Source organism: Brevibacillus sp. MER 51, from assembly GCF_023714195.1.
Lineage (GTDB): Bacteria > Bacillota > Bacilli > Brevibacillales > Brevibacillaceae > Brevibacillus.
On the sequence record NZ_JAMAUS010000026.1, the window covers coordinates 1 to 20,806 of the forward strand.

The 20,806-nt window shown below is 49.6% G+C and carries 21 protein-coding genes; 4 read left to right on the plus strand and 17 right to left on the minus strand.

Going from position 1 to position 20,806, the window contains the following annotated elements; translation table 11 throughout:
* Positions 1–318 precede the first annotated feature (318 nt).
* From M3630_RS28985 to groES, 3 genes are all read right to left on the minus strand, one after another.
* Positions 319–1,101 carry an HAD family hydrolase gene (locus tag M3630_RS28985; RefSeq protein ID WP_251254499.1) on the minus strand — a complete coding sequence of 261 codons (783 nt, stop codon included), beginning with the start codon at positions 1,099–1,101 and terminating at the stop codon, positions 319–321.
* A gap of 228 nt (positions 1,102–1,329) precedes the next feature.
* Positions 1,330–2,961: a chaperonin GroEL gene (groL, locus tag M3630_RS28990; RefSeq protein WP_047074052.1), complete on the minus strand. Its 1,632-nt coding sequence runs from the start codon at positions 2,959–2,961 to the stop codon at positions 1,330–1,332.
* 55 nt (positions 2,962–3,016) lie between these two features.
* Positions 3,017–3,301 carry a co-chaperone GroES gene (groES, locus tag M3630_RS28995; protein ID WP_007721023.1) on the minus strand — a complete coding sequence of 95 codons (285 nt, stop codon included), beginning with the start codon at positions 3,299–3,301 and terminating at the stop codon, positions 3,017–3,019.
* A gap of 264 nt (positions 3,302–3,565) precedes the next feature.
* Between groES and M3630_RS29000 the strand changes: the two genes are divergently transcribed.
* Positions 3,566–4,885, plus strand: a complete 1,320-nt coding sequence (locus M3630_RS29000; RefSeq protein ID WP_251254500.1) for a CAP-associated domain-containing protein — start codon at positions 3,566–3,568, stop codon at positions 4,883–4,885.
* A gap of 66 nt (positions 4,886–4,951) precedes the next feature.
* Here the strand turns inward: M3630_RS29000 and M3630_RS29005 are convergent, their stop codons facing one another.
* The 6 genes from M3630_RS29005 to M3630_RS29030 form a co-directional block, all read right to left on the minus strand.
* Positions 4,952–5,371, minus strand: coding sequence for a hypothetical protein (locus M3630_RS29005; protein ID WP_173611947.1), 420 nt, complete (start codon positions 5,369–5,371; stop codon positions 4,952–4,954).
* Between the two features lie 104 nt (positions 5,372–5,475).
* A complete protein-coding gene (gene tatC, locus M3630_RS29010; RefSeq protein WP_173611946.1) occupies positions 5,476–6,252 on the minus strand; it encodes a twin-arginine translocase subunit TatC in 777 nt (258 codons plus the stop codon).
* A 21-nt stretch (positions 6,253–6,273) separates the two neighbouring features.
* Positions 6,274–6,639 carry a twin-arginine translocase TatA/TatE family subunit gene (tatA, locus tag M3630_RS29015; protein ID WP_173611945.1) on the minus strand — a complete coding sequence of 122 codons (366 nt, stop codon included), beginning with the start codon at positions 6,637–6,639 and terminating at the stop codon, positions 6,274–6,276.
* A gap of 61 nt (positions 6,640–6,700) precedes the next feature.
* The gene (locus M3630_RS29020) at positions 6,701–7,702 is read right to left on the minus strand and encodes a molybdopterin-binding protein (protein WP_251254501.1); all 1,002 of its coding nucleotides are present in this window, start codon (positions 7,700–7,702) and stop codon (positions 6,701–6,703) included.
* On the minus strand, positions 7,696–8,211 hold the full coding sequence (locus tag M3630_RS29025) for a MogA/MoaB family molybdenum cofactor biosynthesis protein (RefSeq protein ID WP_012684262.1): 516 nt from the start codon (positions 8,209–8,211) through the stop codon (positions 7,696–7,698). The genes M3630_RS29020 and M3630_RS29025 overlap by 7 nt, the downstream gene beginning before the upstream one ends.
* A 131-nt stretch (positions 8,212–8,342) precedes the next feature.
* Positions 8,343–8,921, minus strand: coding sequence for a 5-formyltetrahydrofolate cyclo-ligase (locus tag M3630_RS29030; RefSeq protein ID WP_173611943.1), 579 nt, complete (start codon positions 8,919–8,921; stop codon positions 8,343–8,345).
* 107 nt (positions 8,922–9,028) lie between these two features.
* Here M3630_RS29030 and abc-f point away from each other — a divergent pair, with 107 nt between their 5' ends.
* Positions 9,029–10,963, plus strand: coding sequence for a ribosomal protection-like ABC-F family protein (abc-f, locus tag M3630_RS29035; RefSeq protein ID WP_173611942.1), 1,935 nt, complete (start codon positions 9,029–9,031; stop codon positions 10,961–10,963).
* 8 nt (positions 10,964–10,971) lie between these two features.
* Here the strand turns inward: abc-f and M3630_RS29040 are convergent, their stop codons facing one another.
* The 7 genes from M3630_RS29040 to M3630_RS29070 form a co-directional block, all read right to left on the minus strand.
* Positions 10,972–13,209: a hypothetical protein gene (locus M3630_RS29040; RefSeq protein WP_251254502.1), complete on the minus strand. Its 2,238-nt coding sequence runs from the start codon at positions 13,207–13,209 to the stop codon at positions 10,972–10,974.
* 354 nt (positions 13,210–13,563) lie between these two features.
* Positions 13,564–14,646 carry a tRNA (adenosine(37)-N6)-threonylcarbamoyltransferase complex transferase subunit TsaD gene (gene tsaD, locus M3630_RS29045; protein WP_251254503.1) on the minus strand — a complete coding sequence of 361 codons (1,083 nt, stop codon included), beginning with the start codon at positions 14,644–14,646 and terminating at the stop codon, positions 13,564–13,566.
* Positions 14,646–15,101 carry a ribosomal protein S18-alanine N-acetyltransferase gene (gene rimI, locus M3630_RS29050; RefSeq protein ID WP_219663124.1) on the minus strand — a complete coding sequence of 152 codons (456 nt, stop codon included), beginning with the start codon at positions 15,099–15,101 and terminating at the stop codon, positions 14,646–14,648. The genes tsaD and rimI overlap by 1 nt, the downstream gene beginning before the upstream one ends.
* 4 nt (positions 15,102–15,105) lie before the next feature.
* The gene (tsaB, locus tag M3630_RS29055) at positions 15,106–15,828 is read right to left on the minus strand and encodes a tRNA (adenosine(37)-N6)-threonylcarbamoyltransferase complex dimerization subunit type 1 TsaB (RefSeq protein ID WP_173611939.1); all 723 of its coding nucleotides are present in this window, start codon (positions 15,826–15,828) and stop codon (positions 15,106–15,108) included.
* Positions 15,809–16,279 (minus strand): tRNA (adenosine(37)-N6)-threonylcarbamoyltransferase complex ATPase subunit type 1 TsaE, encoded by a 471-nt coding sequence (gene tsaE, locus M3630_RS29060; protein ID WP_251254504.1) that lies wholly within the window; start codon positions 16,277–16,279, stop codon positions 15,809–15,811. The genes tsaB and tsaE overlap by 20 nt, the downstream gene beginning before the upstream one ends.
* 5 nt (positions 16,280–16,284) lie before the next feature.
* The gene (thiL, locus tag M3630_RS29065) at positions 16,285–17,301 is read right to left on the minus strand and encodes a thiamine-phosphate kinase (protein ID WP_221869308.1); all 1,017 of its coding nucleotides are present in this window, start codon (positions 17,299–17,301) and stop codon (positions 16,285–16,287) included.
* A 98-nt stretch (positions 17,302–17,399) separates the two neighbouring features.
* Complete coding sequence (locus tag M3630_RS29070) at positions 17,400–17,861, minus strand: SprT family protein (RefSeq protein ID WP_251254505.1); 462 nt, start codon at positions 17,859–17,861, stop codon at positions 17,400–17,402.
* Between the two features lie 197 nt (positions 17,862–18,058).
* Here M3630_RS29070 and M3630_RS29075 point away from each other — a divergent pair, with 197 nt between their 5' ends.
* The gene (locus M3630_RS29075; protein WP_232774744.1) at positions 18,059–18,397 is read left to right on the plus strand and encodes a hydrolase/acyltransferase; all 339 of its coding nucleotides are present in this window, start codon (positions 18,059–18,061) and stop codon (positions 18,395–18,397) included.
* Between the two features lie 76 nt (positions 18,398–18,473).
* Positions 18,474–18,596, plus strand: coding sequence for a cortex morphogenetic protein CmpA (gene cmpA / locus M3630_RS29080; protein WP_012684250.1), 123 nt, complete (start codon positions 18,474–18,476; stop codon positions 18,594–18,596).
* 25 nt (positions 18,597–18,621) lie between these two features.
* On the opposite strand, the gene M3630_RS29085 is transcribed toward cmpA, so the two are convergent.
* Entirely contained in the window at positions 18,622–20,784 is a 2,163-nt protein-coding gene (locus M3630_RS29085) for a Tex family protein (RefSeq protein WP_251254506.1), read from the minus strand.
* Positions 20,785–20,806 lie beyond the last annotated feature (22 nt).

Below are 20,806 nucleotides of genomic sequence, written 5' to 3' on the forward strand. Positions count from 1 at the left end.
CACGCCGCCAGCGTTCGTCCTGAGCCAGGATCAAACTCTCCAATAAAGTTTGTTACTGGTTCAAAGCTGGCAAATCATTTAATGATAGACTCATTAACGCTTTCGCTGTTCAGTTTTCAAAGAGCATATCGTTCTTTTCTTTCGTCGTTAGCGCCTGTGGCGCCGACCTTTTAAACTATATCAGATCTTCTTTTGAAAATCAAGGGTTATTTTTAGAAGTTTGAAGTTTTTTTCATTCTCTCTAAAATTCCCTTCAAAAGCGACAAGAGTTATCATACCAAGTCGGTAGCAAAAACGCAAGCATTATTACCTAGAATTTTATCCCACTCCCGGTTTAGCTAGAACAGACAGGAATTCTCCCATAGAGCTAATAACAATTCGCGGCATGAAAAGCTCCGGAAGCTCTGACAATAACGGATTCTTGCACTCCCTCCTCCACTTCTCCAAGCAAAACAGACGCATTCCATGAACATTTGCACGCATCCGCGGTTGGAGCTTTAACAAGTCCTCTGGCAAATTTCGTTCTATTAAAATTGAGGTTACATGACTGCGGTTAGCAAGTTGAATGTCATGATCCAAACGATCTCCTACATGAGCAATTACTTTTCCCTGCAGTTTTTGCAAAATAGCTGGGTCAGGCTTGCCAGTACCAGTTCGTTCTGGCGTAATGATCTCATCAAAGTAATCCAGCAAGCCTAGTGCCTCCATTACTGGTGCCTGAAACTTGTAAAAGCCATTTGTGACCACGGCTAAAGAAAAGCCCCGCTTCTTTATCTCCTCGAGCACCTGAAGAATTCCATCCTCGAGCAAATGAACCTTGGGCACTACAGAGTGTTTCCGAACCAACAATTCAATATCAATCCTTTTTTCTATACACCACGCATCGCATCTACTGCCAAGGATATCATCCCAGTCATACGCTTCTACATAGCGTTCTTGGGACATCCGCTGCTCATGCTCGGCTACCATTTCAGAAACAATGTCATGCTCTCTCCCCAATTGACCGGAGATAACACGCGCAATCTCCGGAAATACCCACGCCCCAAACGGGTTTTGCATCAAAGTTCCATCCAGATCAAAGCTAATCCAGCGCTTGCTCATTTTATCACCCCTGATACAAGTCCTTCCATAGATAGTCAAACACACCGTGTTGTATTCCCCAAATAGTGTAAGCACGCCTAACGGAATGGTGCTAAATTTTTCGTTCTTCAAAAAGATCAGCGGGTAAAGGAAGAATTCCACGCTCCAATGAGATGGACGAATATGCACATAAAAAAAGAGACAGACGATTTGTCTGCCTCTTCTTAAAGAAAACGGCAAGCCGCTTTCTTACATCATGCCCATACCGCCCATGCCACCCATATCTGGCATGCCCATAGGAGCTTTGTTTTCTTCAGGTTTGTCAGCAATTACTGCTTCTGTAGTCAGGAACATAGCCGCTACAGATGCAGCGTTGGACAATGCGGAGCGAGTAACTTTCGCCGCGTCAACGATACCAGCTTCGAGCATATTTACATACTCTTCAGTTGCAGCGTTGAAACCGATGCCCACTGCTTCTTTTTTCAGACGCTCTACGATTACAGAACCTTCGAGTCCTGCGTTCGCAGCGATTTGACGAACTGGCTCTTCCAGGGAACGGAGTACGATTTGTACACCTACAGCCTCTTCGCCACCTACATTGATCGCTTCAACCGCTTTGATTGCGTTGATCAAAGTAGTACCACCGCCAGGTACGATACCTTCTTCTACTGCTGCGCGAGTAGAGTTCAGAGCGTCCTCGATGCGGAGTTTTTTCTCTTTCAGTTCGGTTTCAGTAGCTGCACCGACTTTGATTACTGCTACACCGCCAGCCAATTTAGCCAGACGCTCTTGCAGTTTTTCGCGATCGAAATCGGAAGTAGTATCTTCGATTTGTTGACGGATTTGGGTTACGCGGCTCTCGATGGAAGCCTTGTCGCCAGCACCTTCAACAACAGTTGTGTTTTCTTTTGTAACCACGATTTTGCCAGCGCGGCCCAGTTGCTCCAGCTTAGTGGATTTCAGGTCCAGACCCAGTTCTTCTGTGATTACTTCGCCGCCAGTCAGAGCAGCGATGTCTTGCAGCATAGCTTTGCGGCGGTCGCCGAAGCCAGGTGCTTTAACCGCTACAGCTGTGAAGGTACCACGCAGTTTGTTCACTACGAGAGTAGCGAGCGCTTCGCCCTCAACATCTTCAGCGATGATCAGGAGTGGTTTGCCGCTTTGTACGACTTGCTCCAGTACAGGCAGAACTTCCTGGATGTTGGAGATTTTTTTGTCAGTGATCAGGATGTAAGGGTTGTTCAGAACCGCTTCCATCTTGTCAGTGTCAGTGATCATGTAAGGGGAAGCGTAGCCACGGTCGAATTGCATACCTTCTACTACTTCCAGCTCTGTTACGAATCCTTTGGATTCTTCAACAGTGATTACGCCATCTTTGCCCACTTTTTCCATTGCTTCAGCGATCAGGTTACCTACTTCTTGATCGTCAGCGGAAATAGCAGCTACTTGCGCGATAGAGGATTTGTTCTCAACCGGCTTCGCGATGGATTTGATTTCTTCTACAGCTGCACGAACTGCTTTTTCCATACCACGACGGATAACCATTGGGTTAGCGCCAGCAGTTACGTTTTTCAGACCTTCACGGATCATAGCTGCAGCAAGTACAGTTGCAGTTGTTGTACCGTCACCAGCGATGTCGTTGGTTTTGGTAGCAACTTCTTTAACCAGTTGCGCACCCATGTTTTCGTAAGCGTCTTCCAGCTCGATTTCTTTCGCGATGGTAACACCGTCGTTAGTGATCAACGGAGAACCGAATTTTTTCTCAAGAACCACGTTACGGCCTTTTGGACCGAGGGTTACTTTAACCGCATTTGCCAAAGTTTCAACACCGCGCAGCATGGAGCGGCGAGCGTCTTCAGAGAATTTGACTTGTTTAGCCATCTAAACTCAACCTCCTGTTATGTGTTTATTCGTTCGACTTCCTATGTCAAGAGCCTTAACCGATGATCGCGAGGATATCGGATTCGCGCAGCACGAGGTATTCCTTGTTGTCTACCTTTACTTCAGTACCAGCGTATTTGGAGAAGATTACTTTATCGCCTTCTTTTACTTCCAAAGCGATGCGCTCGCCGTTGTCAGCAACACGGCCAGAACCTACTGCGATTACGCGGCCTTCTTGCGGTTTTTCCTTTGCAGAATCAGGCAAAACGATACCGCTTGCAGTCGTTTCGTCTTTGGAGATAGCTTCGATTACCACACGGTCACCCAATGGCTTAAGCACTAAAAACACCCTCCTCAAAAAATGTAGGTAAACAAATTTACGTTGTTAGCACTCGACTGTTATGAGTGCTAACACCCAATTCCTATAATAATGAATCACTATGTACTTTGCAAGTAGTTTCCCTCACTTTTTTCCATTTGCAACTGCTTGACTACTCTTCCTCCTATTAAATTGCATTCTCTAGCAAAAAGGTTCTAGTATTCGGACACGCTCATATAAATGAAACATAGAATCAGGCAAGCTCGCCAAGGAGGGAATTGTTCCATGCACAAATGGCTCTGGATCGGCTTAATTGCCCTGGGAGTCTTGGGAATCAGCCGTCTCTTCACTTCGGATACTACTTCCTTTATACGGGGCAACCTTAACCCTGCCTCCATCTATTGGGATGGCCGTGAAATCGTCACAAGCGAAAAGCCCGGGTACTACATGGAGGAAGGCAAGGAAATACCAGCTTCCCTAAAATACGAAGGAACGCTATATGTACCTCTGTCCATGATCAGTCGCCACTTGAATAAGCCTGTCGGGTGGGATGAAACTTCCCAAACCGCCTGGGTCGGTCAACCTCCCGTATTCTCCATCGGGCAGCCTGAAAAACAGACTACACCCGATGCCGTCCCTGCCTCTCTGTCGCTTCCCCAAAAGCCTGCAACAGCCAAACCACCTGCAGCACTCATTCGAGAGGAGAAGCCTAACACGATTTTTGGCATCGCTCTCGGCATGTCTTCTGAGGAAGTGCACAAACGGTTAGGTGAGCCTGCTCGCAAAGAGCCAAGCAGTCTCGGCTATCAATGGTGGGTGTATAATCGTGACCCTGCGCGATACATTCAAGTCGGTATCTCAAATGACAAAGTCGTCGATGTGTATTCGCTCGCTCCTACAGCAAAGCTCGGAAACATCGGAGTCGGCACCAGCCAGCAATCACTGGAACGTCAGTTGGATGTACAAAACATTGTTTCTTTCTCTTTTCAGGGGGCACACATTCAGATCACCAATCAAAAGCAGCAACGCCCTCTCGTTATGAAAGACGGCACACCCTACATTTATTATTTGGACAAGCAGAATGGCAACAAGGTCACCGCAGTACGTATGATGGATACCCAAATGCTGTTGCGCGGCAGTTTTTACGAAACGAAATGGACCTATCAAGGTCAGGCGCCCAATTTTGATCCCCCTCCGCTTCGTGTTGGTGAACGAGAACAAGTCAATGCTGCATCTGAGCGCCAAATCCTCGATCTGGTCAACGTCTCCCGCTACCGATACAAGCTTCCGCCCCTTCAATGGAATGAAAAGGCTGCCGATGTGGCACGAAAACACAGCATGGACATGGAGGGTAACAATTTCTTCGATCATATCTCTGCGACTACGGGGAGTAATCCATTTGACCGCATGAAAAGTGCCTCTCTCGCTTACAGCATGGCTGGAGAGAATATTGCAGCAGGTTACACGGATGCCATCGAAGCCCATGAAGGTTGGATGAATAGTCCAGGCCATCGTAAAAACGTACTCGAAAAAGGCTTCACCCAGCTAGGAGTGGGTGTATATACAGACTACTTCACCCAAACCTTCCTCACTCCCACAAAATAAACGAAAAGCCCGGTCTCGTCGCTTTTTATGGACGACCGGGCTTGTTTTTGCAAAACAGGTGCCACTTTACGGCAATTTAACCTGTTCCCTCAGGTGGTCAACTTTTTCAGTAAACTCCACAACAACCGTCTCATATTCTTTCGTGTGCAGGATCAGCCACGGACGACGCTCCCCTTTTTTGGGCATGATGACAAACATCTCTGCAATCATCGCATCGAGCTTTGCGGATTTTAGCTTGATCGGCTTTGGGGGGACTAGCGGAATTTTTACGATCATAGCGGAATCCAACGATGGATTAAACTCCAAGACCCGCCCACTCACACTCTGTAAAATCTGTTGGGCTTCCTCCTGAAATCCAGCTGTATTTTCAAAGCTAGCCACAACGCGTTGCTTGTCCGTATCAAACAGCTCAATAGGCTCCCCCAGCCCGGCGGCATTAACAGTACTCCCTGAAAAAAACAACGCCAAACATACGATCAGCCACATATTCCGCACCTCCCGGATCATAACGACCGTAGTATTTCCCAATTGCTGCTGGAATACCAAAAAAGTCCTCTGTCACTCAGGACAGAAGACTTTTCTCATGCTCGTTATTGAACGGGTTCGTTTGTTTCCAAACTGCCGTATTCTTGTTCCCACGCTTCTTGTTCTTTCAATTGCTTGCGATAAACAACACGGGATAGCCAAATGCTCAGCTCGTACAAAAGCAGCAAAGGGATGATCACGAGAATATCGCTGACAATCTCGGGAGGCGTCAAGGTAATCCCGACGACAGCCAATGCAAAGTAAGCGTAACGTCGTGCTTTTGCCAGCCTCATTGGATTGAGGATGCGCAGTCTCGTCAGGAACATGACGATAATTGGCAACTGGAACAGTATCCCGAACGGAATGACCATATTAAACATGAAACCAAAGTATTGCGCGATTCCGTAGTTCGGGTCAGCGCCCATCGATGCTGTAATACTGGTCATAAACTGCATAACCATCGGGAAAACGACGTAGTAGCCAAACACGATACCAACGATAAACAGAAAACAAGCCGCCGGGATGAAATAAAGCGTCCCGCGCTTTTCATGTACTTCCATCCCTGGTGAGACAAAACGCCAAACGTGATAAAGTGCTACAGGCAGTGTGATGACAGCGCCCACAAGGAAGGCAACCTGCATGTAAACACGAAGTGCGTCTGACGGATGCAACGAGACAATGGGCACGCCATCCGCAATCGGTTCTTGCTTTAAATAATCCACGAGTGGACCGGCGAGGAAAAAACCGACGATCAATGCGACAATAAACACGGCCAGCACCCATATGATGCGCTTGCGCAGTTCCGTCAGGTGTTCTACCACTGTCATTTCCTGATCCTTCATGGTAACCACCAACCTTACCTGTTACGCGTTCTTCTGCTCTTTTTCCATTTGCAGGCGCTCTTGCTCCAGCTTTTCGCGGATTTCTTTTTCCAAGCGCTCGCGTTCCATTTTTTCACGAACTTCGCGTTCAATTCGCTCCCGCTCAGCTGCTTCCTTCTCAGCGATAACCGGCGTTGTTTTGGCAGACGCTTCTTTTGCGGCTAGCTCCTTGCGCTTTTTCTCTTCATCGTCGTCTTCATCATCGCTTGTCAGACTACGCGTAGCATTTTTGAATTCTTTCAAAGTATGACCTACCGCACGCCCCAATTCTGGAAGCTTTTTCGGACCAAAAAGCACCAAGGCTAAAACTAAAATTAAGATTAATCCAGGAATCCCGATTGAGCTCATACGTGTTCACTCCTTTTTCTTGTGAAGTCATTTGCTTTTCGTTATTTGCCAGTCTAACCAGCTAGCACTTTCGTAAACCACCATATCCGAGTCTTGTCATATCGGAAGCCACAATTCGCTCCCCAGCTAAGATGCGCGGCAAAAACACATCAAAGGAAGTAAACGTTTCATGCATGACCGCTCCCGGCAACCCGAGAATCGGCACATCACCTTTGTAAGCAACCATCAGCATGGAGCCCGGCAGCATCGGCGTACCGTAGCGCACCACTTCTGCTCCTACTCCTGCAATCGCTCCCGGCGTGCGGTCATCTGGATCGACAGACATGCCCCCTGTGACCAGGATCAGATCGACACCTTCATCGAGGAATGAGTGAATCTGTTGTTCGATCGCTTCCTTGTCATCTGGGGCAAAACGCTGGTCCACGACAGTAGATCCGAGAGCTTCCACCTTGCTTCGAATGACAGGACCGAACTTATCTGCAATCCTGCCAGAGAAGACTTCTCCCCCTGTCGTAACAAGTCCCACTTTTTTATCCTGAAACGTTTTTACTTGTACAATCGGTTCTTCAAACTGTTTGGCCAGTTGCTCCAGCTCGATGATTCGAGACTCCTCCATAATTAACGGGATGATTCTCGTAGCCGCCAATGTATGTCCGGGATGTACGACCTGATCGCCGTAAATCGTGGAGAACGCAATTCCTTCGAGCTTGTTCAACGCATGGACAGCTTCCTCGTTGATTTTGGCTAAACCTGTTCTGGCGGCCTTCATTGATACTTTGCCCTCATAAGGAGGCGTTAAGGTCAAGCCTGGTCCAGAAACAGCCTTGGCGATACGAATGCCCGCTTCTTCCTCATGGATGTAGCCTTCTGGCATCTCCAGCACGTAAATATGCTCTTTGCCAATGGACAACAGCGGCTCAATATCCGCCTCGGTGACAACATGTCCTTTTTTGAACAAGCGTCCTTTGAATTCTCCAGGCAAAATTTGCGTCATATCGTGAGGAAGCATCATTCCGATCGCTTCACGCAATGGCACTTCCCGCATCTGAGGTTTTTCTACCAATGCAATCCTCCCCAATCTTCGTTTGCTTCTCCCGTTCCTTGCAAAATGTGCAAAGCGTCGGAAAGCATATCGCCAATCGCATTGAAACAGATTTCTACGCCTTTCGGATTCCCAGGGAGGTTGATGATCAATGAATTACCCCTGGTTCCGGCAACGGCACGGGTCAGCATTGCCCGTCGGGATTGCTTCAAACCAGCACGGCGCATTTCTTCGGCCAAGCCTGGGACTGGTCTGTCAATGACCCACGCTGTCACTTCTGGCGTAACGTCACGCGGGCTAAGTCCTGTGCCCCCTGTAACAATCAACAGATCGCATTTTTCGCGGTCTACGAGCTCAATCATATGTTCTTGCAAATCTTCCATATCATCACTAACGGCACGGTATACAGCGACATCTACTTGAAGCCATTCCCTTGTCAGATGACGAACGATTGGCATACGATCGTCCACACGATCTCCTCTGGCAATCGAATCACTTGCAGAAATAACGCCTACCTTCCATTTGCTCACGATACATTCCTCCGGTTTCTCATTCGATAGTATTGTACACTTTTCTGTCAAAAACGTCTCGTCGTTTTTCCTTGGTGGATAGCACCATTCGCGGCAGGAGAAGGCATGAAAAAGCTACTGACACAAAACATTCAAAAATGCAGCAGACCTTTTTCGGTGACAACTGCATCTAGCAAAACATCATGAGACTCTAGGGGCACATGCTCCACAACCTGAATAGAGAAACCGACTCCAACCAGGAACGGGAGCTTTTTCAGCGTTGCCAGAAAGCGGTCATAATAACCACCACCATACCCCATACGTCCGCCCTTGCTGTCAAAAGCAACGCCGGGAACAACGATCGCATCCAAGTGTGATACGTCCGCTTCCTCTGCCAGGGCAGGATCTGGCTCCCAAATCCCGTAGACTCCTTGCTTTAGCATGTGCGTTCCTGTATACCGATACGGAATGAGACGTCTCTCGGCAACGTTTGTGAGCGGCAACCATATGTCTTGGCCTCGCTTTTTTGCCTCATGTAGAAAGGGCAGAATATCCAGTTCATCGCCAAAAGGATGGAAAGCCATGATTGCTTTGGCATCAGCCAGCCTTTCATGAGACAGCAAATGATCGCATACTTCTCTGGAAAGCTGCTCTCGTTCCTTTGCAGACATGGACTTGCGCCTCTCCAAAATATGGCTTCGCAGCTGTTTTTTATTCGTTTTTTGGTCCATGACAACCTCTTCCCTCTTTCGTAACGTGCTTGGGACATTCCCGCGAGGCTTGTCCCATCCGCTCTCTCTAGGCTACACTGGCATTAGTATATAAAGAGGTGAATCCGATGATTTTGCTACAAGCTGAACATATAGAAAAAACGTATGGTATCGAAACCATTCTACAAGACATCTCCCTGCAAATTCAAACCGGGGAACGGGTTGGTCTGGTTGGCGTAAACGGTGCAGGCAAATCGACTCTGATGAAGATCCTCGCCGGCGAGCTAAGCTACGACAAAGGAATTATCCGCATTCCAAAGGATGTTACACTCGGGTATTTGGCACAAAACAGCGGCCTTGAATCGGAACGATCGATTTGGGATGAGTTGTTGAGCGTTTTTTCCCATCTACAAAAAGAAGAGCTGGAGCTTCGTGAGCTAGAGGCCAAAATGGGTGATCCGGCTATTCTCGCTGATGAGAAGCGTTACCAGCAACTGTTGGAAAATTACTCTCACCGCTCGGAGGCCTTTAAAGAAAAAGGCGGATACAGCTACGAAGGTGCGATTCGCGGGGTTTTGCACGGTCTGCGCTTTGCCGACTTCGATTACACGACGCCGATCCGCACATTGAGCGGTGGACAAAAGACTCGTCTGGCACTCGCCAAGCTGCTGCTCCAATCTCCGACTATTCTTCTGCTCGATGAGCCGACGAACTACCTGGACATCGAGACACTGACTTGGCTGGAGACGTATTTGCAAAACTATCAGGGCGCCATTCTCGTCGTTTCCCATGACCGTTACTTTTTGGACAAGCTCGTGACCGTTGTCTATGAAATCGAACGGACACGCGCTACCCGCTATGTCGGTAACTACAGCCGCTTCCTCGATGAAAAGGCGGCTCGGCTCGAACAGGATTTGAAGCGATTCGAAAAACAACAGGAAGAGATCGCCAAGCTGGAGGATTTCATCGCGCGAAATATCGCTCGGGCTACGACGACCAAACGTGCACAGAGCCGACGCAAGACGTTGGAAAAGATGGACCGCTTGGACAAGCCGATTATGAACAACAAATCCGTCCACTTCTCCTTTGATGTGGCGAAAATGAGCGGCACCATTGTGATGAAAGCAAACAACGTCGCGATTGGCTACCCGGATGCTGTCCTTTCTCAGGGCCTTACGTTTGAAATCGAGCGCGAGGAGCGTGTGGCCTTGGTCGGTCCCAATGGTATCGGGAAATCGACACTGTTAAAAACGATTGTGGAACAGTTGCCCAAGCTGCGCGGCGATATTCATTTCGGAAGCAATGTAACGATCGGGTACTACGATCAGGAGCATCGTAACCTGAACGAACGGAATACAGTGCTCGGCGAAATTTGGGATGAATACCCGAACATGCTGGAAAAGGATGTCCGCACCTTGCTCGGCAACTTCTTGTTTAGCGGTGATGATGTACAAAAGAAGATCAGCGACCTGTCTGGAGGAGAGCGTGCACGCGTCTCTCTGGCAAAGCTCATGCTGAAGCAAGCAAACTTCCTAATCTTCGACGAGCCGACGAACCACTTGGATATTTTCAGCAAGGAAGTGCTCGAGAACGCCCTATACGATTATCCGGGTACGATCCTGTTCGTCTCCCATGACCGTTACTTCTTAAACAAGATTGCCACCCGCGTACTGGAGCTGACAGGCGATGGCGTGACCAGCTATTTGGGTAACTACGATTACTTTGTGGAGAAAAAGCAGGAACTGGAAGAGCTCGCAGCCGAACAAGCAGCGCAGCCCGCAAAGAAACAAGGCGGTACCGTAGCGGCACAGCCTGAGAAATCCTCTTATGAGCTAGATAAGGAAGCGAAACGTCGCGAACGTCAACGTCAGCGCCGTTTGGAAGAGATTGAGGTCACGATCCAAAAACGAGAGGCTGACATTGTCAAATGGGAAGAAGAACTCTGTCTCCCGGAAATTTATAGCGATCATGTGCAGGCAAAAGAACGCAACGATCAAATCCATGCTGCCAAAGAAGAACTGGAGCAGTTGTATGACGAGTGGAGCGCGCTATCAGAGGAGTAATCCCCTCTTTACGTAGAACAACGCTCCTGTGCAGGCTCCTCCAAGGCGGCATAGAGAGCAGGCACCACCAGAAAGGTAATGCAGGTGGCTGCTGTGACGATGCCTGAGTCATTGAGGATCAACCCAGCCAGTGCACCCACAATGACACCAACAAAGCCTTTAACCAAGTATGGCGTGTCCTTCGCCAGATGGTGCAAAAAGCGGTCGTTTTTCAAGGTGAGAACGCCTAGAGCAATCAGGGAGACGACAAATGCTTTGCTCCAAATCGAAACGCGAATCAAGCGGAGATTCATCGCCAGCTTGCGTTCAATCATCTGCCCTACTTCGGACCATTCCCCATGTACAATCTGCTGAGAAAGCCGTCCGACATGAGTTAAGGGCTGATCTGACATGAGACTGATCGCCATCAAACTGCATACACCCATAACCAGGCCGCCTGCCAACAACAGGAGGCCTTTTTTGCCGATTCGCCAGCCCTCAAGACGTGACAATGCCACGGCAAATCCGATCAGCCCAGCAAGAAAACCGCCCGCGTCCGTTCCCAGGTTCGGTGCCACCATATAGTAAAGCACGACACTGTATATAGCCACGGAGACAGCAGGCAACCATTTATTTTCCCGACTTAGCTCCTTTTGCCCCCCACGTATTCTCTCATACAACGAAGCTACTAGCATGATCGTGCTGCCGATCAGGACCCCTTCGTATTCATTTCCTAACCCGTAAAACCTCGCTCCGATTACTGGATCATACCCGAGGTACGATTGTCGCATCAAATGAGCGCCAGTCCATCCGTCTGCCAGCAGGATGGTTGTTGTGACTCCGCTAACCGTCATCACGATTCGCGGGAGAGCATGAGCTTCCTGCCAAAAAGCCGCGATCAAGGCAGTCATGATGAGCCCTCCCAAGACAACCGCGCCAGATACCTGCCAGTCGAGCAGGCTCTCTGCCAAGAGCAATGCGGGAAACCATAATAAAGCCAGCAGCGCGAGACGTATTCCTCTACGAAGCCGAAAATGTCCCACTCCTTCCCGCTTCCGACCAAACCACCAGAGAACGACCGCACATCCTACAATGACAATCTGCAGCATGACATAGGTATATAGCACGGCTGGACGTGTCGCATATGTATGATGAATTGCGTCTACCTGATTCTGAAGGGCAAGAAGGCCATTCCCTTTTTCAATACGTATGACATGACCAGCCAACCCTTTTGGTACGGGTACGTCCAGCCAAGACAATATAGTTGGTACCATATCGAGTCCACTGATTAATCCCGACTGCCTCGTGGTAGCTGATGTCAAAAGTCCACTCGCTTTGTCTCCCCACATTAACACTGGAGACAAGAGAGCCTTTTCTTTTGTCGCCACACGATTGACGGCTGGCGATCCCAATACAATGCGTTGGTGTGGTTTGCGTTCCACAAGGAGCTGGTCAAGGAAAAGAGACAAGTCACGCAAAACGCGGTGATACTGCCGGGTAAACTGATCCGGATCCATATCCGCACTCAACTGGTATAACCGGGATAAATCTGAGAGTTGAGCAATGATCAAGCCCGCTTGACGCTCACTGCGGATTTTCTCAAGCAGGTACGTGTAATTGGTCTTGATCCCGTACGGATAGCCACGAAGGAGCTCTATGCTTTTTGAAGAAATGTCCCCTTTCGGAATCCTTCCTTGCTGATCCATCGCAAACAGAACAGCATGTCTCTGGCGGAAATCCTCATAGTCACCGTTTCCATATAAAGCGACCTGAATGTTGTTGGCTGCAAGCACGGTCCCAAGAAGCCCGATTTGCGCTGAATACGGTTTCTCCCGATTATCTGCCAAGAGCCGGAAAATACCCGGAAAAATGATCGAGGAGCGCGCCACCTCGTGCGCTTCATCACTGCCTAGCTGTTGCGCCCGTTCACCGGCTGTTTCCCTGAACGAAAGCTCCTCGTATGGATGATAGCCTGTCCCGCTCTTATCAGAGTAAAGCGCTTGACCGCCGCTCCCCATAAGCAGGTAGCCGTTTGCGGCTGTGCGCGATCCGGGTGTTCTTATGGAAAGAGCCCCAGCTCCTGCACCATCCAGCCATTTATCCACAGTAGATAACTTTTTGAGCTGCTCCAGATCATGAAACGACATCCCCTCCACAAACAGCATGATGACTTGTTGTTTTTCCTTTGCTATCAACGGTTTTCCTATATTTGTAGCTAGAAACAATATCAGGAATGACAAGCAAATCAGCGCAAGTTTCTTTCTCACGAGTCTCCCCCCTGTTGATAACTCGACTTTTTTATCCACATTTTCCACAAAACAATCCACAGAGTACATGCGGTTTTCCCGGTCATTTTCTCGTGTTATCACCAGTATTCACAGGAGTACATGTGAACAATCCAGAAAGTTATCCTATGATGTGGATAAATCATAGGAGATGGACGGAACAGCTACACCTTTTGCTTCTGCTTGCATATAGGGGTTATGTTTGGGTTTAGATTATATTTAAATATTGAAGCGTAGACTGGAAATACGCTTCTTCCCCCCACTTACAGCCGCTCGTTTAAACAAACAAAAAAGCATCTCTGATCCAACCTCAGAGATGCTTTTATTCCATTCACTCTATTGTTCAGAAAGCGACAGGCTTGGGACTCCGTTCAAATCAAGCCCTTCAAACTGTCCTTTTTCATACTTGATAAAGCCTGCTGCCCCAATCATCGCAGCGTTGTCTGTGCATAACGAGAACGGAGGAATCACGAGAGGAATTCCTTCTGCCTCGCATCTCGCTTGCAGTCTCTCACGCAGTCCACGATTCGCCGCAACGCCCCCAGCCAGCAATACCTGCTTCGCTCCATGCGAGCGAGCAGCCCGAATCGTCTTTTCTACGAGGACCTCTGTTACAGAGTCTTGGAAGCTTGCTGCCAGATTCGCCGGTTCGATCGTCTCTCCTCGCTGTGCTGCATTGTGCAAGGTATTGAGCACAGCTGATTTCAAGCCACTGAAGCTGAAATCGTAGGAATCTGGCTCCAGCCATGAACGAGGGAGCGGTACATTTGCCTCCCCTTCATGTGCGAGGCGATCAATATGAGGTCCGCCTGGATACGGCATATTCAGCGCTCGTGCTACTTTGTCGTACGCTTCCCCTGCAGCGTCATCCCGCGTTTCCCCCAAAATCTCGAACTGACCGTGCTCCTTCATCCAGACAAGCTCTGTATGCCCGCCCGATACGACGAGCGCAATCAGCGGAAACTCCATTTCTTGCACCAGACGATTCGCGTAAATATGACCTGCGATATGATGCACTCCGATTAGCGGGATGCCTCTGGCCATGGAAATGGCTTTTGCTGCTGCCACGCCAACTAACAGGGCTCCGACAAGCCCAGGCCCGTACGTCACCGCAATTGCCTGAATGTCATCCAACGTTTTTCCAGCCTCGGTCAGGGCCTCTTCGATGGTTAGCGTAATATTCTCTACATGTCTGCGAGAAGCCACCTCCGGCACGACTCCGCCAAACCTTTTATGGATATCGGCTTGGGAAGCGATAACGTTCGACAGCACCTCCCGACCATCGCGAATGACAGCAGCCGATGTCTCGTCGCAGCTAGTTTCAATTCCTAAAATATAAGTAGGAGCACCTGATTCCCTATGTGCTTCGTATTTTTGCTGTATGCGCTTCTCGTAGCGCGACGTATACGTCTTGTTCATTACAATGTCACCCACATAATGATTGCGTCCTCATTGTTATCCGAATAATATCCCTTGCGCCGCCCATGCTCTTTAAAGCCGAGCTTGATATACATGTTCCGCGCGACTGTGTTCGAAGGTCGAACTTCGAGCGTCATGCTATGGGCACCCTGCAACTTGGCAACACCCATCATTTTGATCATCAGCGCCAATCCAACCTTCTTTCCACGATATAATGGATGGACGGCGATATTGGTAATGTGTGCCTCATCGATCACGATCCACATGCCACAATAAGCGATAACCCGATTTTGGTGAACGACGACTACATAGCGTGCATTTGGATTTCTCGTCAGCTCGTTGACAAATGCATCATGCGGCCATGGAGTTGTAAAAGCCAAGCGCTCCAGCTCTGCCACAGCCCCAACGTCCTGCATCGTCATATAACGATATTCCAAATCGATTGGTTGACTCATGCTTTTACTCCTTTACGGCCCCCGCCTGCTTTTGGGCAAGCCACTTCGCTTCTGCTTCTGCCAGTTGCAAATACTCTGGAACCAGTTCATGCGCATTTCCGCCGTCTTGAAGCTTGCGCAGTGCCACATAGCCGATATGGGCAGCACGCGGGTGATTGAACGCTGGAGAAGCAAATTGCGCCTGATTCCCTAACTCTTGCACAATCGTCTCCCGGTGAAGCCTTACATCTTCACCCAAGAACAAAATCGGCTCTCCTTGCGCCTGATCTCGCAACAGTGGCAGCCATTCACGCAACAGGATGATTTGTTCTGTGGACTGCGCTCGCACCGCCTCCATGCCATCGGAACGATAACAGCCCGTATACACTTGACCTCTGCGCGCATCGAACAGCGGTACAATCAATCCAGAGAACCCGGTGGCATTCATGGCGATTACCTCCAGACTGGATACACCGATGACTGGCACATTCAGTGACCAAGCCATGCTTTTTGCAGAGGCAACACCGATTCTCACGCCCGTGTAGGAGCCTGGTCCATTCGCCACCCCGAAACCACTGAGATCCTCTGGCGCTGTTCCTGTTGCATCGAGCAGTTCACTGACGCAGTCCATCAGACGCACGGAATGGTTTTTTTGCTGGTTCGTCGTCATTTCGGCCAAGACCCGCTCTTCCTCTACCACAGCTACACTTAGCACCAGATTCGATGTATCAATCGCCAGTACGCGCATCAAAATCAAACTCCTCACACAATTTCACATAACGATTCCCTTGAGGAACCAGCTCGATCATCCGCTGTTCCTCTCCTTCTCTACGCAGGAAGACGGTCATCCGATCTGTCGGCAGGACATCCTCGATTAAAGAGGCCCACTCTACGACACAGACACCTTCTCCAAAAAAGTAATCGTCCAGACCAAGAGAGTCTGGATCATCGCCCACCCGGTAGACGTCCATATGGTAAAGCGGCAAGCGCCCCTGATATTCTTTTATGATGGTAAAGGTCGGACTGTTCACTACTTGTCGAACTCCTAGTCCTTTGGCCACCCCCTGGGTAAAAGTCGTCTTGCCCGCTCCCAGATCCCCCTCCATCGCGAGGAAGTCACCTGGCTCAAGCAGACTTGCCAGTTGCTCGGCAAAGCGCTGCGTCTCTTGCGCTCCCGTGAGCCTCCAAGTATAGCTCATCTCTTTCATCCACTCCTAAAATGGTTGAATCCTGCTTTGGGCAACGGGAGCTGTTGATCATCGCGCTGAAGCATCAATTCTGGTTCATGCCTCTTCCCCACCACCTCACCGATGACAGTAAATGGTACACCACTAGCGGCAAATTGCTTACTTACCGCTTCGTAGTGACTTTTCGCAAGCGTTCCGACCAATTGATAATCTTCACCGCCATAAAAAGCCCATTCCAGCGGATCTTTTTCCACGTACCGTGCATACTCCCGAACTTCGTCATGGATCGGTACCTTTGCAGCATCGACCAAGATCGATACACCACTCGCCTCAGCAATCTCCCACAGCTCTGAGGCAAGTCCATCACTTACATCATTCAGTGCACTACATGCCCCTGATTCCATCAGCAGTCTGCCCGCCTTTATTTGGGCAACGGGACGCTGATGGGCATCCATCAATGTCTCCCAAGGTAAAGAGACACCCCTTTCAGCAGTCTCGCCTTGCAGGAGAAGATGTAGTCCTGCTGCAGAAGTTCCGACATGCCCTGTAACAAAAACAAGCTGCCCAGGCTTTGCTTGTGAGCGGCGAATGGCACGCCCTTTTTCCACCTCACCCAGTACGGTAACACTTAGGTGCAGGGCATCAGGCGCAGAAACGGTGTCGCCACCAATGACACGAACTCCATATGCCTGACAAGCCTCGTAAATACCTTCATAGATTTGCTGGCATTCGGCAGGCGTCCATTGCGGACTTACCGCGATACTGACAAGCGCATACCGGGCAACCCCGCCCATCGCTGCAACATCGCTCACATTGCTGATAACAGCTTTATATCCGATATCACTAGGATTCATCGTTTTCTTCAAAAAATGAACCGTCTCCACCATCGCATCGCAGCAGGCTACGACTTCCATTTCTGGCGTTGGGGAGAAGACAGCGGCATCATCCCCTATCCCGACGGTCAAACCGTTCCCTTCCTGCCCCGCAGAACGACTTGTCCATTGCCGGATCAGGGAAAATTCGTCGTGTGCCACTTCAAACGCTCCTTTTCCTTCGCGGAAAACATTTTTCGTCTGTTCATTATACCCCTGCTGTCAAAAGACGTGCAAGAAAGCTAAACGCCTCTGACTCTTTATGTCGTTAGCTCGCGCAACAGCAGCTTTCCTTTGCAGCGCCCACAACGATAGCGGCTCGGGTTCATCTTTCGTTTACGTTTGTAGCTCATACCACATTCCTTGCAAACCAACTCGTAGCGATAAGGCAGGGTTGTACGTCCGTTTCCTACCTGTTGACAGTATCTGCTCCCCCCGACCTGACGCAGAAGCAGTTGAAAATCCTGATCCGCGTGACGATACCCGCGCTTTTCTATGTGCAAATGATAATGGCAAAGCTCATGCTTAATGATCGCAATCAATTCCTCCACACCATGCTCCTGCAAATGCTTCGGGTTCAATTCAATGTCATGCGAGCACAGCAAATACCTCCCGCCAGTCGTGCGCAATCTGCTGTTAAAGCGGGCCTGATGGCGAAAGGGCTTGGCAAAAAATTCGCTGGATATTTGCTCTACCAGCATTTGCAGTTCCGTATCGGTCATCTCATCTCCTCCGCTTCCTTCTTTTCACCATAGCAGTTCCAGTTGAAAAGTGCCAGACAGATAGGCTACACTGAGTGCAAATAAACGGTTATAACCGTTTATTTGCCGACCACATGCGGTCATATCCTGTTTAATGAAAAACGTCGAGACGTTTTTCACAAATAAACGGTCATTTAGACAGAATGGTGGAGGAGTTCATGCGCTATTTGTTGTTGCAGTCCAGTGACGGACTACAGTTTGTCTCGTTGCCCGAAACGCATATGTACCAATTAATCGCTCTATTAAAACGACTTAACAAGGAAATCGACAAATTGACGATCACAGAGCGCCCTGAATTGCCTACGGTTCTGGCAGACTGTGCGGATGTGGAACGGTTAGAGAGCGGGCTTTCGATCGTGGATGGTTTGGCGTACGTCAGTGGTCTGGAGCGACGCTTCGCTGCCCTACAAGAGACCGAGTATCCCCTCATCTCTTTATTGACAGAGATCCGTGCCCTACAAGCCCAATTGGAGTATTTGCTCGAAGAAGAAGAGTAAATAAAAATTCTAGGCACCTCCTGCTCGTCTCGGCGCATACATTGCCTATAGACGAATATCTCCAGGAGGTACTTTCATGCCACAATGGATGCGCAGGCAGTTGCAACGTGCCTTTAATGGGAAGGACGTTCGCCAAATCCGTGTGCTCAACAGTTGCTGGTTCTTATATTTAGAAAAAAATGGCGGCCGCCCTGACTGACAGGAGGCCGCCTTTTAGTTCATTCTTACCCTTCCGTTGGGGCGATCATGGTCATCCCTACACGCTGACGTTTCTCGTCAATTTCTACTACCCATACATCTACGATATCGCCAACAGTCACCACTTCAAGTGGATGTTTCACAAAGCCCTTCTTCAAGCGGGAAATGTGTACGAGACCGTCGTTTTTCAGACCGATATCCACAAACGCTCCGAAGTCGACCACGTTGCGCACAGTACCTTGCAGCTTCATGCCCACACTCAGATCAGACAACTGAAGGACATCACTTCGCAAGAGTGGTTTTGGCAGTTCGTCACGCGGGTCGCGACCAGGACGCAAGAGGCTGTCTACAATGTCTTGCAGTGTTGGCTCGCCAATCCCGAGCTTCGCAGCGGTCTCTTTTACATCCAAAGACTGCACGCGTTCCTTGCAGTTCTCACTACCGATCTCCTGAGCGCTAATGCCCAGCATCGACAGTAGCTGGTGGGTCGCATCGTACGATTCCGGGTGAATCGGTGTTTTATCCAGTGGATTCGCTCCGTCCATCACGCGCAGAAATCCGATGCACTGCTCGTACGTTTTAGCACCTAAGCGTGGAACCGCCTTTAGCTGGGAGCGCTCCGTGAACTTCCCGATCTCGTCCCGTTTTTTCACGATATTCCCCGCCACTTGACGGCTGATCCCTGATACATACTGCAAGAGAGAAGGAGAAGCCGTATTCACATCTACCCCGACATGGTTTACGGCAGACTCAACCACAAACTGCAGACTGTCTGCCAGCCTTGATTGGGAAACATCGTGCTGGTACTGACCGACCCCAACGGACTTTGGATCGATTTTGACCAACTCCGCGAGCGGGTCTTGCAAACGTCGGGCGATCGATGCCGCACTTCGCTCTGCTACATCCAGGTCCGGGAATTCTTCCTTAGCCAAGGCGGATGCGGAATACACGGATGCTCCTGCCTCGTTCACGATGATGTACATCACCTCACGCTTCAGCTCTTTCAGCAGCGTGGCAATGAACTGTTCTGTCTCGCGCGAAGCAGTACCGTTCCCAATCGCGACAACCGTAACTCCATAGGTTTCGATCAACTGCTTCACTTTCACTGTAGCTTCTGCCACTTTATTGGCCGGAGGGGTTGGATAAACGACTGCAACCTCCAGCAGTTTGCCGGTTTCGTCTACAACGGCGAGCTTACAGCCTGTACGAAACGCCGGATCTACCCCAAGGACGACTTTGCCTTTTACAGGCGGTTGAAGCAGCAAATTGCGCAGGTTTTCCGCAAAGATGTGAATAGCACGTTCCTCGGCAGCCTCTGTCAATTCAGCGCGCACCTCTCGTTCAATAGAAGGGGCAATCAGGCGCTTATACGCGTCCTCGACTGTCAATGTCAGTAGATCGCGGGCAACTGTCTCATGCGGAATGGTGCGTTTTTGCATCCAAGCCAAAATCTCTGCGACTGGGGCCTCAATAGAAACCTTCAAAATACCTTCGTTTTCTCCCCGATTGATGGCCAGTACCCGATGGGGAACGACCTTTTTCAGAGGCTCACTATATGCGTAATACATCTGGTATACATTTTTCTCGTCTGCTTCTTCGGCTTTCTGCTCCGTCAGAAGCAATCCTTTTTGCACGGTGCGTTGACGAATCCACTGGCGAATTTCTGGGTCATCAGACAGAAGTTCCGCCACGATGTCCTTTGCTCCTTGCAGAGCTTGCTCAGTCGTCTCGACGCCTTTTTCCGAGTTGATATATGGTTTTGCTTCTTCTTCCGGATTCCCGGTTTTCGGTATGCTCATGAGGTAGTTGGCAAGTGGCTCTAGTCCCTTCTCCTTGGCCATGGTTGCACGCGTGCGGCGTTTTTGGCGGTAAGGGCGGTACAGATCCTCTACCTCTTGCAGCTTTGTCGCACGCTCAATAGCTGTGCGCAGCTCGTCCGTCAGCTTGCCTTGCTCATCGATGAGCCGAACAACCTCTTCCTTCCGCACTGACAGGTTGCGTAAATAGCGAACGCGTTCCTCAATCGCTCGAATTTGTGTTTCATCTAGCTGCCCCGTCATTTCTTTGCGGTAGCGGGCAATAAAAGGAACCGTGTTTCCTTCATCCAGAAGGGCAACCGTGCGCTCCACCTGGTGAGGTTTGACACCCGTATCTTGGGCGATTGTCTGGATCATCAACGTAAGCTCCATACCTGTCCTCCTGCGCTCATTC

What these genes read in the sequence shown, in the direction of transcription:
- M3630_RS28985 (WP_251254499.1), bottom strand. Translation starts at nt 1,101, where the DNA reads ATGAGCAAGCGCTGGATTAGCTTTGATCTGGATGGAACTTTGATGCAA.
- groL (WP_047074052.1), bottom strand. Translation starts at nt 2,961, where the DNA reads ATGGCTAAACAAGTCAAATTCTCTGAAGACGCTCGCCGCTCCATGCTG.
- M3630_RS29000 (WP_251254500.1), top strand. Translation starts at nt 3,566, where the DNA reads ATGCACAAATGGCTCTGGATCGGCTTAATTGCCCTGGGAGTCTTGGGA.
- M3630_RS29005 (WP_173611947.1), bottom strand. Translation starts at nt 5,371, where the DNA reads ATGTGGCTGATCGTATGTTTGGCGTTGTTTTTTTCAGGGAGTACTGTT.
- tatC (WP_173611946.1), bottom strand. Translation starts at nt 6,252, where the DNA reads ATGAAGGATCAGGAAATGACAGTGGTAGAACACCTGACGGAACTGCGC.
- tatA (WP_173611945.1), bottom strand. Translation starts at nt 6,639, where the DNA reads ATGAGCTCAATCGGGATTCCTGGATTAATCTTAATTTTAGTTTTAGCC.
- M3630_RS29030 (WP_173611943.1), bottom strand. Translation starts at nt 8,921, where the DNA reads ATGGACCAAAAAACGAATAAAAAACAGCTGCGAAGCCATATTTTGGAG.
- abc-f (WP_173611942.1), top strand. Translation starts at nt 9,029, where the DNA reads ATGATTTTGCTACAAGCTGAACATATAGAAAAAACGTATGGTATCGAA.
- tsaD (WP_251254503.1), bottom strand. Translation starts at nt 14,646, where the DNA reads ATGAACAAGACGTATACGTCGCGCTACGAGAAGCGCATACAGCAAAAA.
- rimI (WP_219663124.1), bottom strand. Translation starts at nt 15,101, where the DNA reads ATGAGTCAACCAATCGATTTGGAATATCGTTATATGACGATGCAGGAC.
- tsaB (WP_173611939.1), bottom strand. Translation starts at nt 15,828, where the DNA reads ATGCGCGTACTGGCGATTGATACATCGAATCTGGTGCTAAGTGTAGCT.
- tsaE (WP_251254504.1), bottom strand. Translation starts at nt 16,279, where the DNA reads ATGAGCTATACTTGGAGGCTCACGGGAGCGCAAGAGACGCAGCGCTTT.
- M3630_RS29070 (WP_251254505.1), bottom strand. Translation starts at nt 17,861, where the DNA reads ATGACCGATACGGAACTGCAAATGCTGGTAGAGCAAATATCCAGCGAA.
- M3630_RS29075 (WP_232774744.1), top strand. Translation starts at nt 18,059, where the DNA reads ATGCGCTATTTGTTGTTGCAGTCCAGTGACGGACTACAGTTTGTCTCG.
- cmpA (WP_012684250.1), top strand. Translation starts at nt 18,474, where the DNA reads ATGCCACAATGGATGCGCAGGCAGTTGCAACGTGCCTTTAATGGGAAG.
- M3630_RS29085 (WP_251254506.1), bottom strand. Translation starts at nt 20,784, where the DNA reads ATGGAGCTTACGTTGATGATCCAGACAATCGCCCAAGATACGGGTGTC.